This window comes from Mycobacterium sp. SMC-16, from assembly GCF_046250085.1.
Taxonomy (GTDB): domain Bacteria; phylum Actinomycetota; class Actinomycetes; order Mycobacteriales; family Mycobacteriaceae; genus Mycobacterium; species Mycobacterium phocaicum.
Genome location: NZ_CP176427.1, coordinates 4,321,718 through 4,335,685, shown reverse-complemented (window position 1 = coordinate 4,335,685; position 13,968 = coordinate 4,321,718). Strand labels below are relative to the sequence as shown.

Here is a 13,968-nt window from a genome sequence, read left to right as displayed (position 1 = left end):
CAGCGGCGTCACGTGCTCGAACTTTCTCGCCCCTGCCGCGGGATCAACCAGGGACCGGGATCGACTCTGCGGGCACGGCTGCGTCTACTCGACAATTGTCGCCCTCAGCGCGGAATGAATGAAGACGTGCCGCGGCGGCCTTGTGTCCGCTCGACAGGTCGGCCCGGGTCAGCGCGTATGACCCTGTGTTCTACTGCTAGCCATGGACCGCACCACAATTGACCGCCTGTTCGACATGACCGGCCGCACCGCCATCGTGACCGGCGGCACGCGCGGTATCGGCCTCGCGATGGCCGAGGGATTCGCGCTCGCGGGCGCCAATCTGGTGGTCGCGAGCCGCAAGCCCGACGCGTGCGAGGCCGCGGCCGAGCATCTGCGCGGGCTGGGTGGCAAGGCGATCGGTGTCCCGACGAACATGGGCAACCTCGACGATCTCGACCGGCTGGTGGACGCCACCGTCGCGGAATTCGGCGGCATCGACGTCCTGGTCAACAACGCGGCCAACGCTCTCGCTCAGCCGCTGGGGGAGATGACGCCCGAGGCCTGGGCGAAGTCCTACGACTCCAACCTGCGTGGCCCGGTGTTCCTGGTGCAGAAAGCGTTGCCGCACTTGAAGGCCAGCCCGGCCGCCGCCGTGCTGAACATGTCGTCGGTCGGGGCGTTCCAGTTCGCGCCGTTCGTGTCGATGTACGCCGCGGGCAAGGCGGCGCTGCTGTCGTTCACCAGGTCGATGGCAGCCGCCTACGCGGCCGATGGCATCCGGGTGAACGCCATCGCGCCCGGTCCCGTCGATACCGACATGGTGCGCAACAACCCGCAGGAGGCCATCGACGTGATGGCGTCCAACACGCTGCTGAAGCGGCTGGCCAGCCCCGACGAAATGGTGGGCACGGCGCTGCTGTTGTGTTCGGGTGCAGGCAGTTACATCACCGGACAGGTCGTCATCGTGGACGGCGGCGGGACGCCGCGCTAGGGCTGTCAGTATGTGTGCAGGGGGCCGTATGACTTCCCGTACATCACTCTGAGCGCGCCGTCGCGGACGAATCCTTTGTCGAGCAGCTTGATGCCGGTGTTCGGGATGATCGGGATACCGGCGAGCTTGTGGCCGAAGCGGCCCATGCGGTACTCCCTGCCCCAGGCAGCCTCCAGGCGCCGGGTGTAGTTGGTGAAGTCGTCGGGGCCACCGTTCTGCAGTGCCGCGATCACACTCTCGCCGGCGCCCAGGCCGGCCTCGAGCGCCTTCGAAATGCCAGCGCCCGAAACCGGTTTGGCGGCACCGAGGGCGTCGCCGGTGAACACCACGCCCGGGCGCCACGGCGGCCACGCGGTGAAACCCATCGGCAGTCGCCAGGCGCGCACGCTCTTGCTCTTCTTCAATTCCGTGATCGACGGTAGCTCCCAATCACGCGGCAGGGACCGCAGGAATTCGCCGAGCAACTGCGTGGCGTTGATCGCCTGCCAGTTCCGGTAGCAATTGACGTAGCCCACGCCGATGTTGAGCACGCCGTTGCCCATCGGGAACACCCAGCCGTAGCCGGGCAGTTGATTGCCCTGGAACTGCAGTTTGAGGTAGATGTCCAGCGAATCGGTGTTCGGTCGGTTGGCCTGCACCTCCGCGCGGATCGCGATGGCCGAGTAGCCGTTGTACTCCGAATCGATGTGCAGGGCGCGCTTGATCGGTGAGTACGCGCCGTCGGCGGCGATGACCGCGTCTGCCGAGATCTTCTCGCCGGACTTGAGAACCACGCCGACCACCCGGCCGCCGGCATCGAGTTCGGGCCCCGCCACCTCGGCGCCCTCGCGCACCTCGGCTCCCGCCTTCTCGGCGTGCCTGAGCAACACCGTGTCCAAATGCGTTCGGCTGACGGTATGTCCGTGATCGGGCATGCCGGGGCGCTGCGGGAAGGACATCTCCCACCGGCTCGGGCTGAACACCGTGACACGGTCGACCCGGTGGAAGGTGGAGACCTCGTCGGCCAGGCCCATCTTCTGCAGGTAACTGACGGCGCGGGCCGTCAAGCCGTCGCCACACGGTTTGTCGCGGGGAAACTCTGCCTTGTCCACGACCAGCACCTTGGCGCCCACCTGCGCCGCCTGCCACGCCGCGGCGGCGCCTGACGGACCGCCGCCGGCGACGACGACGTCATACCGATGTGCCATCGTGCCCGCCCCGTCCGTCCCGAAGTGGCTCCAGTTCATCAGCTTTCGCGTGGAGCCGTCAGGCGAACAACTTACCGAAGCGGGTCGTCGACTTTCAGTTCGTCCCCGGTGTTCGACACGAAGACGACGAGGAGCCTGGCGGGTTCCGTCGGACTGGCGAGTTGGCCGAGATGCTCTCGGCCGACGTGTCGAGCGCGCCCGGGTAATCAGGGAGCAACGGGGCTACCGTGGATGTCGTGGCATCCATCTTCGCGGTTCGCACTTAACGAGCGTCCGCCTGGTCACTCCGCAGACCGCAAAGGGCTGCCAGGACTGCATCGCCGCCTGCACCCGTTGGGTGCACCTGCGGCCTTGTCTGGCATGTGGTCCGGCGGGTGCTGCGATTCGTCGCAGATGCGCCATGCCAGTGTCCATGCGAAGACGCCGGACCACGAGATCGTGCACTCCATAAGGCTTAGCACTGTCGGTTGGATGCCTCGGAGGGCACGACTTTGTACTCCGTTGTGGGTATGACTCGTCTGATACTGGCTTTCCATACGATCGAAGTCGATAAGCTGTGCTAATGAGCGACGTGGGGGGCGATTCTCTGCTGCCGGCCGAGGCGCGTGCGCGACGGCTCATCGATGAGCAGCTCACCCAGGCGGGCTGGGTAGTCCAAGATAAGAAGGACCTGAACCTCTTCGCGGGTTCGGGCATTGCTGTTCGCGAAGTGGTGATGGAGCCAAGCCACGGACGGGTCGACTATTTGCTTTACGTCGATAAGGCAGTGGTCGGCGTCATTGAGGCGAAACCAGTCGGTACGCCGTTGTCTGGGGTCGAGTGGCAGTCAGCCATGTATGCCGAGGGTTTGCCAGCCGATGTGCGGATCGCCGCGAAGACGCGTGAAGGTCGCTTGCCATTCGTGTTCGAGGCTTCGGGCGTCGAAACTCATTTCACGAACGGATTCGATCCGGAACCACGCGCGCGGCTGATCTTCAATGTGCCTAGGCCCGAGGCGTTGGCCCGCATTCTGCGTGACGCCGAAGCGGACCCAGGTCGACCGACATGGCGGGCTAAGGTGCAGAACCTGCCTGCGCTCGATACTGCTCCGCTCCGCCCGGCCCAGATCGAGGCTATCAATGGCGTCGAAAAGAGTTTGGCTGCACAGCAGTTCGATCGGTCGCTGATCCAGATGGCGACTGGCGCCGGCAAGACGTACACCGCGGTGGCGCAGTCGTACCGCGTGCTCAAACACGGTGGCTTCAATCGAATTCTGTTCCTGGTCGACCGAAACAACCTGGCCGACCAGACACTTGCTGAATTCCAGAACTATCGCACGCCTGACGACGGTCGGCGTTTCACGGAGCTGTACAACGTCGCCAAGCTGTCCAAGGCGGGATTGTTGGGTTCGACGAAGGTATCGATTTCGACGATTCAGCGGGTTTTCAAGGCCATCAAGGTTGGCGAAGTGAGCGACACCGACGACCCGGACATCGACGATTACACCCCGGAGGTGCCGGTGACTGTTTCGTACAGCGGTGAAATCCCACCGGAGACATTCGATCTCATCGTTGTCGATGAAGCTCATCGGAGCATCTACGGGGTTTGGCGGGGTGTCCTCGAGTATTTCGACGCCCACGTGGTCGGGCTAACGGCCACTCCTGGTAAACAGACGTTCGCGTTCTTCCGGCAGAACCTGGTGTCGGACTACACCTATCCCGAATCCGTAGCTGACGGCGTCAACGTCGACTTCGACGTGTACCGGATCCGCACGAAGATCAGCGATGCGGGTTCGCGGATTGAGGCAGGCACCATCGTGCCGAAGGTTGACCGGCGTACTCGTGAACAGCGGCTTGAGACACTAGACGATGATCTGGATTACGCTGCAGCACAGCTCGATCGGGCAGTGACCGCGACCGATCAGATCCGGACGGTGCTCGAAACATTCCGGGACCGGCTCTTCACCGAGATTTTCCCGGGACGTAGCACGGTGCCGAAAACGCTGATCTTCGCCAAAGATGACAACCATGCGGAGGAGATCGTCAAGCAAGTACGTGAAGTGTTCGGTAAGGGCAACGATTTCGCTGCGAAGATCACCTACAACGCGCGAAATGCCAAGGAGCAGTTACAAGCCCTGCGGACCAGCCCGAGCCTGCGCATCGCCGTCACTGTCGACATGATCGCCACCGGTACCGATGTTAAACCACTGGAATGTGTGTTCTTTATGCGCGATGTGCGCTCAGCGCAGTACTTCGAACAGATGAAAGGTCGTGGGGCACGGACAATTCCGGACGCTGACTTTCAATCGGTCACACCGGATGCGCAGACGAAGACGCGGTTTGTGATAGTCGACGCCGTCGGCGTCACCGAGCACGACTTCGTGGAGCCGCCCCTGAACCGGCAACGGTCGGTGCCGCTCAAGAAGTTGCTGGAGAAAGCGGCCAATCTAACGATCACCGAGGATGAAGCAGCCACTCTTGCTTCGCGTTTAGCCAAATTGGAGCTTGACCTCACCGACAAAGAGCGGGTTGAACTAGATGAGGTCGCATCCGGTTCGGTTCGCGACATCATCCGGAATCTCGTTGATGCGGTCGAACCATCGACCACGACACGAGAAGCCATTGATCGTGCGATTGAACCGCTGGCCTCGAACCCTGAGCTGCGCAGCCGTATTTTGGAGCTCCGGGCTGCGCATGATCGAGTGATCGACGAGGTCAGTCGCGACGAACTGATCGAAGCTGGGGGTGTGGTCGACACGGACAAGGCTCGCTCGGTGGTGGAGTCGTGGGCCGCTTATCTGGCTGAACATCGCGACGAGATCACCGCACTGCAAGTCGGTTATGAGGCGGGCGAACGGCGTATCGACTTCGCGGTCATCGAGGGGCTGGCGGCGAGAATCTCACGGCCACCGCACAATTGGACAACCGACGCGATCTGGAACGCCTATGCCGCGGTGGATGGGGCGAAGGTGCGCAAGAGTGCCACCCACACGCTTACCGACCTGGTGTCGTTGATTCGCTACGCCACTGGTGTTGATGACGAGCTGGTGCCCTACGGTGAGCGGGTGCGTGAACGATATGCCGCCTGGCTGGCGCAACAGGAGCAGTCGGGCGCAGTCTTCAGCGAGACCGAGCGGTGGTGGCTGGACCGGATGGTGTCGGTGATCGCGAGTTCTGCGGGCATCCGGGTCGAAGACCTGGACGACGCGCCATTCACAGAGCGCGGCGGAACTGACGGGGCGATAAGGGATTTGGGCGATCGAGCAGCACAGTTGATTGACCAATTGAACGCGGAGTTGACGGCGTGAGCTGGCCAGTTAAGCCGCTGGGTGAGGTCGCTGATACGGCACTTGGGAAAATGCTGGACAAGGGCAGAGATTCGGGCAAACCTCGGGTTCAGTATCTTCGCAACGTCAACGTTCAGTGGGGGCGGATCGACGCGGACGACTTGCTGTCGATGGAACTTGCCGACGCAGAGCTCGAACGGTTCGAGGTTCTTGAAGGAGATCTCCTCGTTTGTGAAGGTGGTGAGATCGGCCGCTGTGCTATTTGGCGCGGCCGGCCCGAGTACATCGCATTTCAGAAGGCATTGCACCGGATTAGACCCTCTGCAGTGTTGAATGTGCGCTTTCTGCGTTACCTGCTTGAGCACCAAGCGAATAACGGAACGTTAGCGGCGTTTGCCACCGGCTCAACAATCGCGCACCTTCCGCAGCAGCAGTTGAGGAGAATTCCGGTGCCGTTACCTCCATCGGATGAGCAGCACCGCATCGTAGAGATTCTTGAAGACCATCTGTCGCGCTTGAATTCGGCAAACGCAGCGCTCGATAGGTGTGCGAGACGAGTCTCCGCGATGAAGGACGTTTTCCTTGCGAGATGTGTTCGGGAGTTGTCATCGGTCAACGGGACTCAAGTCGTTCCGCTCGGTCAAATTTCGCAAGTGCTTACTGGTGCGACGCCGTTGAGATCAAACTCGGACTTCTACCTCAATGGAACGATTCCATGGATTACGAGCGGTGATTTACATCAAGGCCGCGTGACAAAGCCGTCTCAGTTCGTGACCGAGGCGGCACTGGCGAGGACAAACATCAAATTGGTGCCGGCAGGTTCACTGCTGATCGCGATGTACGGGGAAGGGCGAACGCGGGGTACCGTTGCCGAACTTGGCATCGATGCGACTACGAATCAGGCTTGCGCGGCGGTAGTTCTTGACGATCCTGAGCTCCGGGCATGGGTACGTTTGGTGCTTGATGCCAACTACACAGCGATGCGCCGGATGGCTGCGGGCGGGGTTCAGCCGAATCTCAACCTGTCACTAGTGCGTTCGATCGAAGTGCCGATCCCACCCGAGTCGATTCGCGCAACGTTGTTGGGGAAACTGGACGAATTGAATGCAAGTCGCGAGCGTCTCAGCGCTGAGCTAAGCGCGGCGAAGATGCGTAGTAATCGCCTTCGCGGCGCTATCCTATCCGCAGCTTTCTCCGGCCGCCTCACGGGTTCCTCCGCCGAGTTGAGAAAAGTCGAATCTGTATGAGCGGCAAGCAGATCAAGATCTTTCTTGTCGACGGTAGTGCCGGTGGACTCACCACCGCTGAGATCACCAATTGGACTGGGCATGTGCTGTCGGCGCCGCGGTCAGAATTGGCCGATCTCCTCAAACGTGAGGAGGCACAACGCACCGGCGCCTACCTGTTGATGGGCGAAGATGAAGCTGTTGTCGGAAACACTCGTTGCTACATAGGTGAGGCCGACGTCGTCGCTGAGCGCTTGCGCTATCACCAACGGGAGAAAGATTTTTGGGATCGCGTCGTCGTGATCACGTCGAAGGACGCGAATCTGACAAAGGCCCATGGCCGCTACCTTGAGTCACGCCTCATCGATCTGGCGACAAGAGCTGGGCGCGTCAAGGTGGATAACGGTACGGCTCCGTCGCCGCCGGCGTTGCCCGAAGCGGATGCCTCCGACATGGACTACTTCGTTTCGCAACTTGAGATCGTGCTGCCGGTTCTTGGCGTCAATGCCATCCGCATCCCGCTCCCGAAACCCAGAATCCGGGACGTCGTGGACTCGGATTCGCCGGTATTTCACCTGCGCAACGCCAAGCAAGGTGTCGACGCTCAGGCCCAGCAGATCGACGGCGAGTTCACCATGCTCGCCGGGTCGATTGTCGTGGCGGTCTGGCAGGGCATTGGCAAGGCTCAAAGCACGATTAAGTCGTATGCGTCGTACCGTGCGCACCATGAGCAGTTGATCGCCGACGGGGCGATCGTCATCGAAGCTGGGAAGGGCGTGGTCACCCGGAGCATCCCGTTCAGCTCACCTTCCACGGCGGGCGCTGTTGCATGGGGACACTCCTGCAATGGGCGCCGAGAGTGGATCGCCTCGGACGGTTCAACTTTTGGCGACTGGGAGAGTCGCGGCGTCGAGTAGCGGCGCGAGCAGGTTGTCGGTGGGCACTGCAATTATTCTGTGAGCGAGAGCGGCTTCGCGCGGCACAATGGTCCGGAGGCAACTGACCGACCGCATGGAATCGCAGATGGGAGGCGATGGTCATGATCAAGCAGATCGAACTGCGCCTCGTCGGCGGCTCTGCGCCCAGCGGCGAGATCACACTGAAAGACCTGAGCGCCATATCGGCTGCGCTGCAGGAGTTGGTCACCAGACTCAGCCGTGATGCAGCAGACGCGGCTGGCCCTGGGCGATCCAAGCAGTACGTGGAGGAGTTCGCCGAACTGCGGTTGGGCGCCATTCAGCAGGGGAGCACGGTGCTCCAGTTCAGCAAGGGACCGACCGACAAGCTCGACGTCGAGGTTCCCGGGCTGGCCGATGCCGACGACAGGTTCTGGGAGGTACTGACGGCGATCAGCACCGACCATCGGCCGGACTGGGTCAGTGAATTGATCGCCGAGTCGGCAGGCAAGCTGACTCTCGCGATGAGGGCTGCCGCAGACACCGTCGTCGTAGCCTCGCCGTCCCGCGGGGACATTCGTATCGAGGCCTCAAACGCCCATCCCGAGACTTGGGCAACGACCCGACAGACTGCTGGTGGCGCCGGCACTGCGGCTGGGCGGCTCGAGAAGGTGGACCTGCATTCCCACAAGTTCCGACTCCGCGACGACGTCGGCAACACAGTCGAATTGCGCCGCGTCGCCGATGACGCAGCTGCTGCGCGGCTCGTCGGACAATGGGTTTATGCCGAGGGCCTGGCAATGCTCAGTCCGTCTGGACGGGTAGTGGTCTTGGATGACGCACGGGTACACGAAACAGTCGATCCGGTCGCCGAGTTTCGGCGGCGCGACGTCGTTTCTCCGGACGAAATTCTTGCGAGTGCTCCCGGGCCGGATCCGAACGGCGGTGTTGACCCCACAGACGAGGAATGGGCCGCTTTCCTTCAGGCAATTCGCTCATGAGCCGGCCGGGAGCGACGGTCGTGGATACCGATGTGTTTAGTCGTGTCTACGTCAATCCAGTAGCTGCCGATTCGCGCGCGCAGGAATGGCGTGACGTCTTGGCGGGGCGGCCCACGGTCATTTCCTTTCAGACTCAAGGCGAGGTCCTCAGCGGTGCCCGCCAAGCGAATTGGGGCGCTGCCCGGATGGTGCGTCTGCTCGAAGTGCTTCAACGCACGCCGACGATCTATGCAGATGTCGACGTAGTCGGGGCGTATGCCGCGCTCTCAGCAGATTGCCGCGCCGAGGGTCATCCGCTCCACGACAAGATTCACACTGCTGATCGCTGGATCGCAGCTTGCGCCATCGCCAAGCACTTCGAGCTGTTATCTGGAGACGCAATTTTTCAGGGTGCTCCAAACCTCAATGTTCTCAACTGATTTCGAAGGAACGCATGTCTGAATCGCGTCGCCTCGTCGACAAGCTGTGGTCGTACTGCAATGTGCTGCGCGACGACGGCGTTGGTGTCATCGAGTACACCGAGCAGCTCACGTACCTGCTGTTCCTGAAAATGGCGCACGAGCGGGCGACGCGGAGACTAAACCCGCAGAAGATCGTTCCCAACGAGTTCTCCTGGCAGAAGCTCCTTGATGCCGAGGGAACCGATCTCGAAGTCGAGTACACCAAGATTCTCGTCGGGCTCGGTCAGCAGCCAGGAACATTGGGCACCATCTACCGCAAGGCCCAGAACCGGATTCAGGATCCAGCCAAGCTCAAGCGACTGATTGTTGACCTCATCGACAAAGAGAACTGGTCCGCATCGGGTACGGACCTCAAAGGCGACGCATATGAGGAGTTGCTTGCCAAGGGTGCCTCAGACAAGGGTTCTGGCGCCGGACAGTACTTCACGCCACGTGATCTCATCCGCGCTATCGTCGACGTCATCGATCCTTCAGTGGCAGACACCGTCGTCGATCCTGCATGCGGCACAGGCGGATTCCTCCTTGTCGCGCACGAACACGTAGCCGAAGCGGCGGGTAAGCTCACGCCGACGCAGCGGGCTCATCTTCGCGATAGCTTAGTCGCCGGCTACGAACTCGTTGATGGTACTGCCCGGTTGGCTGCGATGAATCTGCTGTTGCACGGTATCGGCGCTGCGGATGGCGCGTCGCTGATTGAGGTGCGTGACGCGTTGATCGCTGACCCGGGCCGTCGGTGGTCGGTCGTGCTATCCAACCCTCCGTTCGGGCGCAAGTCGTCGCTGACGATGATTGGCGCGGACGGACGCGAGGTTCGCGACGATATCGAAATCGAGCGTCAAGACTTCGTCGTCACTACGAGCAACAAGCAGCTCAACTTCCTGCAACACATCATGACGATCTTGGATATAAATGGCCGCGCGGCGGTTGTCCTGCCTGACAATGTGTTGTTTGAAGGCGGCGCAGGGGAAACACTGCGCCGGAAACTCCTGGCAGACTTCGACCTTCACACCATGCTGCGACTGCCGACAGGTATTTTCTACGCTCAGGGCGTGAAGGCCAACGTGCTGTTCTTCGACAAGAAGCCAGCGTCGGAGCACCCGTGGACCAGTAAGCTCTGGGTGTACGACCTGCGTACCAACCAGCACTTCACGCTCAAGCAGAATCCGTTGCGGCGCAGCCACCTTGATGACTTCGTCGAGTCATATCTGTCGGGCAAACCCCGCGACGAGCGGGTCGAATCCACTCGCTGGCACGCGTACTCCTACGACGATCTCCTCGCCCGCGACAAGGTCAACCTCGATATCACTTGGTTGCGCGACGAGTCACTTGAGGACGCGGACAACCTTCCGGCGCCTGAGGTGATTGCCAGGGAAATCGTTGAAGACTTGACGGCGGCGCTCGCAGAGTTCGAGGCAGTGGCCTCGGCCCTCGAAGCTTCGGCCGGCGGCGAGGCTCTGTAAGCACGGTGCGTGTGCTTGTTGCTTCTCGATGAGTTGTCGGGCACGCGGCTGTTAGATCGTGATCCGTGGTATTCGCGTCGCTTGTAGTGGGATTGTCGGGCGCGGTATTGGTGTTGTCGGCGTTATCGTGACCAGACCAGCAGGGTGGTGACGGTGTTGCTGGGAGGGAAGCGTGGGCCGCTGCCCAAAGACAAGGAAGTCTGCCAACCCGACCGGAATGGGGTGGCGGAGAAGCTCGTAATAAAGCTGGCGACGACCCTGATTCAGGCAAACGCAACGGCGCGTGCGGTCCACGCGGAGATGACGTGAAGCTCAACCAAGATACTCGCGCGCAGTCGCTGCAGCCCTGGCAGCGTCCTGAGCGTATCTCGACGAAGCGGATGGACTTTCGCGCGCTACGGTGGATTGATCGCGGGTGCGCTACCGTAAGCGTCGACAGTCGGAGGAGGGCGCGGCCGTGGCATCCATCTTCGGCGACTCGCACTTGAAGAACGTCCGCCTGGTCACCCCGCAGACCACCAAGGGCTGCCAGGACTGCATTGCGGCCGGCACCCGCTGGGTGCACCTGCGGTTGTGTCTGACGTGCGGGCATGTGGGCTGTTGCGATTCGTCGCCGATGAAACACGCGAGTGCGCACGCGCAGACGCCGGGGCACGAGATTGTGCAGTCCTTCGAGCCGGGTGAGAACTGGCGGTGGTGCTACGTGCACGAGAAGTACGTCTGATCATGTCCTGATCTGTGGGATGCGTGGCATTGCGCGCCCTGTAAGTCTGGTCGATCCGCGGACAAAATGGAATGTATCCAATTTAGTCCGATGGAAGGTTGACGATCATGACCGAAGTCATTGCAGGAGTGACGATTCCGGATACCGAGCTGGTCCGGGAGGCCACCTCGATCGTCCGGAAGGCGACCGACGACACCTTGTTCAACCACTCCCGCCGGGTGTTCCTGTGGGGATCGTTGAAGGCCGCTGCGCGCGGCCTCGATGTCGACCCGGAACTTGCCTACGTGGGCGGCATGTTCCACGACCTGGGCCTCACGACGGAGTACGGCACCAAGCATCAGCGGTTCGAGATCGACGGCGCCGACTTGGCTCGAAAACTGTTGCTGGACTTCGGCCGTAGCGAGCAGGAAGCGACGAACGTGTGGTTGGCGATCGCGCTGCACACCACGCCGGAGGTCCCGCATCACCTGGCGCCCGAGATCGCGGTGGTCATCATGGGCGTCGAAACCGACGTCATCGGTCTGGGGCTCGACGAGATCAGCGACCGGCAGCGCGCCGAGGTGGTAGCCGCCCATCCGCGCCCCGATTTCAAGAACCGCATCCTGCGGGCGTTCAACGCCGGCATGGTCGATCGTCCGCTCACCACGTTCGGGACGATGAACGACGACGTGCTGGCGCACTTCGACCCGTCGTTCGAACGCATCGACATGGTTGACCTCATTCAGGGCAACGCCTGGCCGGAATGAACGCAAATGATGGCGATGGACAACGCCGGGCCGGGCGACAGGCAGGGGAAAACCCGGCCCGGCGTCGTCTCTTCGATCAGGCCTGCTTGACGGCCTCGATGTCGAGGGTGATGGTCACCTTGTCGCCGACGACGGCGCCACCGGTCTCCATCGGCAGGTCGAGGTCGACGCCGAAGTCCTTGCGGTTGATGACAACTGACGCTTCGTAGCCGGAGACCTCGCCGTTGCCCATGCCGGGGCTCACGCCGTTGAATTCCAGGTTCAGGGTGACCGGGCGGGTGTTGCCCTTGATGGTCAGGTTGCCGTCGAGAAGGTACGACGAGCCGTTGGGCCGCACGGCGGTCGAGACGAAGGTCGCGACGGGGTGGTTCTCGGCGTCGAAGAAGTCTGCCGACTTCACGTGGCCGTCGCGCTGTTCGTTGCCGGTGTTGAGCGATGTCACATCGATCTCGGCGGTGACCGACGGCGTGCCGTCCGTGTCGACGGTGATGGTGCCACTGAAGTTCTCGAACTTCCCGCGGACCTTGCTGACCATCAGGTGGCGTACCGAGAACTCGACTGTCGAGTGGGCGGTGTCGATCGCCCAGGTGCCGACGCTGAGGGGAGCGGTTGCGGTGGTCATGTGCCTGTCCTTTGTCTCTCGTGTGTGAGCACCGGCTCGTCCGGACTCTGCACTGCCCAACCGGACCGCAGTCCGGATTATTCCGGCCATCGACTCGCATTCCTTAATGAAAATGATTATCGTTAAGGTCATGTCCTCGACCTCAGCTGACCTCATCCCGGTGACCGTGCTTTCGGGCTTCCTGGGAGCAGGCAAGACGACGCTGCTCAACCACATCCTCGCCAACCGGGAGGGGCGCCGGGTGGCGGTGATCGTCAATGACATGAGCGAGGTGAACATCGACGCGGCGCTCATCGCGGGGCAGGGGCATCTCGACCGGACCGAAGAGAAGCTCGTCGAGCTCACCAATGGATGCATCTGCTGCACCCTGCGTGAAGACCTCATCACCGCGGTCGCGGATCTGGCCCGGCAGAACCGATTCGACCAGATCGTGATCGAATCGACGGGCATCTCCGAGCCGATGCCGGTGGCGGCGACCTTCAGTTGGGAGTTCGAGGACGGTTTCATCCTGTCCGAGCTGGCCCGACTCGACACCATGGTCACCGTCATCGATGCGTGCACCTTCCTGCCGGAATTGGCGCGCGGGGAGGCGCTGGCCGACCGGAACCTGGCGGTGGCCGACGGCGACGGCCGCAACATCGCCGATCTGCTGGTCGATCAGGTCGAGTTCGCCGACGTCATCCTCGTCAACAAGACCGACCTGGTGAGCGCGAAGACGATTGCGACCGTCGAGGCCGTCGTGCGGCGCCTCAACCCCACCGCGCGGATCGAGCACACCGAGCACGGGATCGTCCCGCTGGCAACCGTTCTGGACACCGGGTTGTTCGATCCGGAACTGGCCGCGGAAGCGCCCGGGTGGGACGAGGAGATCGCCAATGGGCACACTCCCGAAACCGAGGAATACGGCATCAGCAGCATGACGTTCCGTGCTGCTCGCCCGTTCCATCCGCAGCGTCTCGCCGCGGCCCTCGATCAGGTGCGAGGCCTGTTGCGCAGCAAGGGTTTCTGCTGGATCGCGACCCGCCCGAACATCGCCGCCATCTGGTCGCAGGCCGGCCCCAATCTCACGATCGAGCCCGCGCAGTACTGGACGAGTACCGACATAGATCCCGGTCAGGAGATCGTCTTCATCGGTATCCGCCTCGAAACCAGCTCGGTACGAGCACTTCTCGACTCAGCGCTCCTCACCGACGACGAAATGGCGGCCGGCACGAGTGCCTGGCTGCGTTATGCGGACCCGCTGCCGGCCTGGACCGCCGCGCACAGCCACGTCTGAGTGCGTCGCGGCGCGGCTGCCGTGCTTACCGGCGCGTCAACTGGTGCAAGCCCACCACAGCACCGATGTCAGGCATTACGTTGGTCGGTATGACATGTGTCCGCGGCGCCGGCCTGATCCGCCGATCGCGA

At 62.1% G+C, this 13,968-nt stretch carries 11 protein-coding genes and 1 pseudogene; 10 read left to right on the top strand and 2 right to left on the bottom strand.

Going from position 1 to position 13,968, the window contains the following annotated elements:
- Positions 1-202 precede the first annotated feature (202 nt).
- Positions 203-973, top strand: a complete 771-nt coding sequence (locus ACJEIK_RS20970) for an SDR family NAD(P)-dependent oxidoreductase (RefSeq protein ID WP_409430223.1) — start codon at positions 203-205, stop codon at positions 971-973.
- A gap of 5 nt (positions 974-978) precedes the next feature.
- Here ACJEIK_RS20970 and ACJEIK_RS20965 read toward each other — a convergent pair whose 3' ends face one another.
- Positions 979-2,160, bottom strand: a complete 1,182-nt coding sequence (locus ACJEIK_RS20965) for a geranylgeranyl reductase family protein (RefSeq protein WP_409430222.1) — start codon at positions 2,158-2,160, stop codon at positions 979-981.
- Between the two features lie 562 nt (positions 2,161-2,722).
- On the opposite strand from ACJEIK_RS20965, the gene ACJEIK_RS20960 reads away from it, so the two are divergent.
- From ACJEIK_RS20960 to ACJEIK_RS20925, 8 genes and pseudogenes are all read left to right on the top strand, one after another.
- Positions 2,723-5,446, top strand: coding sequence for a DEAD/DEAH box helicase family protein (locus ACJEIK_RS20960; RefSeq protein ID WP_409430221.1), 2,724 nt, complete (start codon positions 2,723-2,725; stop codon positions 5,444-5,446).
- Complete coding sequence (locus ACJEIK_RS20955; RefSeq protein WP_409430220.1) at positions 5,443-6,672, top strand: restriction endonuclease subunit S; 1,230 nt, start codon at positions 5,443-5,445, stop codon at positions 6,670-6,672. The genes ACJEIK_RS20960 and ACJEIK_RS20955 overlap by 4 nt, the downstream gene beginning before the upstream one ends.
- Entirely contained in the window at positions 6,669-7,568 is a 900-nt protein-coding gene (locus tag ACJEIK_RS20950; RefSeq protein ID WP_409430219.1) for a DUF4357 domain-containing protein, read from the top strand. The genes ACJEIK_RS20955 and ACJEIK_RS20950 overlap by 4 nt, the downstream gene beginning before the upstream one ends.
- An 890-nt stretch (positions 7,569-8,458) precedes the next feature.
- Positions 8,459-8,548 (top strand): annotated as a pseudogene (locus ACJEIK_RS20945) (hypothetical protein); the annotation flags it as partial.
- 20 nt (positions 8,549-8,568) lie between these two features.
- The gene (locus tag ACJEIK_RS20940) at positions 8,569-8,967 is read left to right on the top strand and encodes a PIN domain-containing protein (RefSeq protein WP_234880727.1); all 399 of its coding nucleotides are present in this window, start codon (positions 8,569-8,571) and stop codon (positions 8,965-8,967) included.
- A 14-nt stretch (positions 8,968-8,981) separates the two neighbouring features.
- Complete coding sequence (locus ACJEIK_RS20935; protein ID WP_409430218.1) at positions 8,982-10,469, top strand: N-6 DNA methylase; 1,488 nt, start codon at positions 8,982-8,984, stop codon at positions 10,467-10,469.
- A gap of 457 nt (positions 10,470-10,926) precedes the next feature.
- Positions 10,927-11,193 carry a UBP-type zinc finger domain-containing protein gene (locus tag ACJEIK_RS20930; RefSeq protein ID WP_061007099.1) on the top strand — a complete coding sequence of 89 codons (267 nt, stop codon included), beginning with the start codon at positions 10,927-10,929 and terminating at the stop codon, positions 11,191-11,193.
- A gap of 107 nt (positions 11,194-11,300) precedes the next feature.
- Entirely contained in the window at positions 11,301-11,939 is a 639-nt protein-coding gene (locus tag ACJEIK_RS20925) for an HD domain-containing protein (RefSeq protein ID WP_409430217.1), read from the top strand.
- 76 nt (positions 11,940-12,015) lie between these two features.
- Here ACJEIK_RS20925 and ACJEIK_RS20920 read toward each other — a convergent pair whose 3' ends face one another.
- Complete coding sequence (locus tag ACJEIK_RS20920; protein ID WP_409430216.1) at positions 12,016-12,561, bottom strand: YceI family protein; 546 nt, start codon at positions 12,559-12,561, stop codon at positions 12,016-12,018.
- A gap of 130 nt (positions 12,562-12,691) precedes the next feature.
- Here ACJEIK_RS20920 and ACJEIK_RS20915 point away from each other — a divergent pair, with 130 nt between their 5' ends.
- Positions 12,692-13,837, top strand: coding sequence for a GTP-binding protein (locus ACJEIK_RS20915; protein WP_406775028.1), 1,146 nt, complete (start codon positions 12,692-12,694; stop codon positions 13,835-13,837).
- Positions 13,838-13,968: the final 131 nt, after the last annotated feature.

Coding starts and splice junctions, on each gene's coding strand:
- ACJEIK_RS20920 (WP_409430216.1), bottom strand. CDS start 12,561: ATGACCACCGCAACCGCTCCCCTCAGCGTCGGCACCTGGGCGATCGAC.
- ACJEIK_RS20965 (WP_409430222.1), bottom strand. CDS start 2,160: ATGGCACATCGGTATGACGTCGTCGTCGCCGGCGGCGGTCCGTCAGGC.
- ACJEIK_RS20950 (WP_409430219.1), top strand. CDS start 6,669: ATGAGCGGCAAGCAGATCAAGATCTTTCTTGTCGACGGTAGTGCCGGT.
- ACJEIK_RS20925 (WP_409430217.1), top strand. CDS start 11,301: ATGACCGAAGTCATTGCAGGAGTGACGATTCCGGATACCGAGCTGGTC.
- ACJEIK_RS20915 (WP_406775028.1), top strand. CDS start 12,692: ATGTCCTCGACCTCAGCTGACCTCATCCCGGTGACCGTGCTTTCGGGC.
- ACJEIK_RS20960 (WP_409430221.1), top strand. CDS start 2,723: ATGAGCGACGTGGGGGGCGATTCTCTGCTGCCGGCCGAGGCGCGTGCG.
- ACJEIK_RS20935 (WP_409430218.1), top strand. CDS start 8,982: ATGTCTGAATCGCGTCGCCTCGTCGACAAGCTGTGGTCGTACTGCAAT.
- ACJEIK_RS20970 (WP_409430223.1), top strand. CDS start 203: ATGGACCGCACCACAATTGACCGCCTGTTCGACATGACCGGCCGCACC.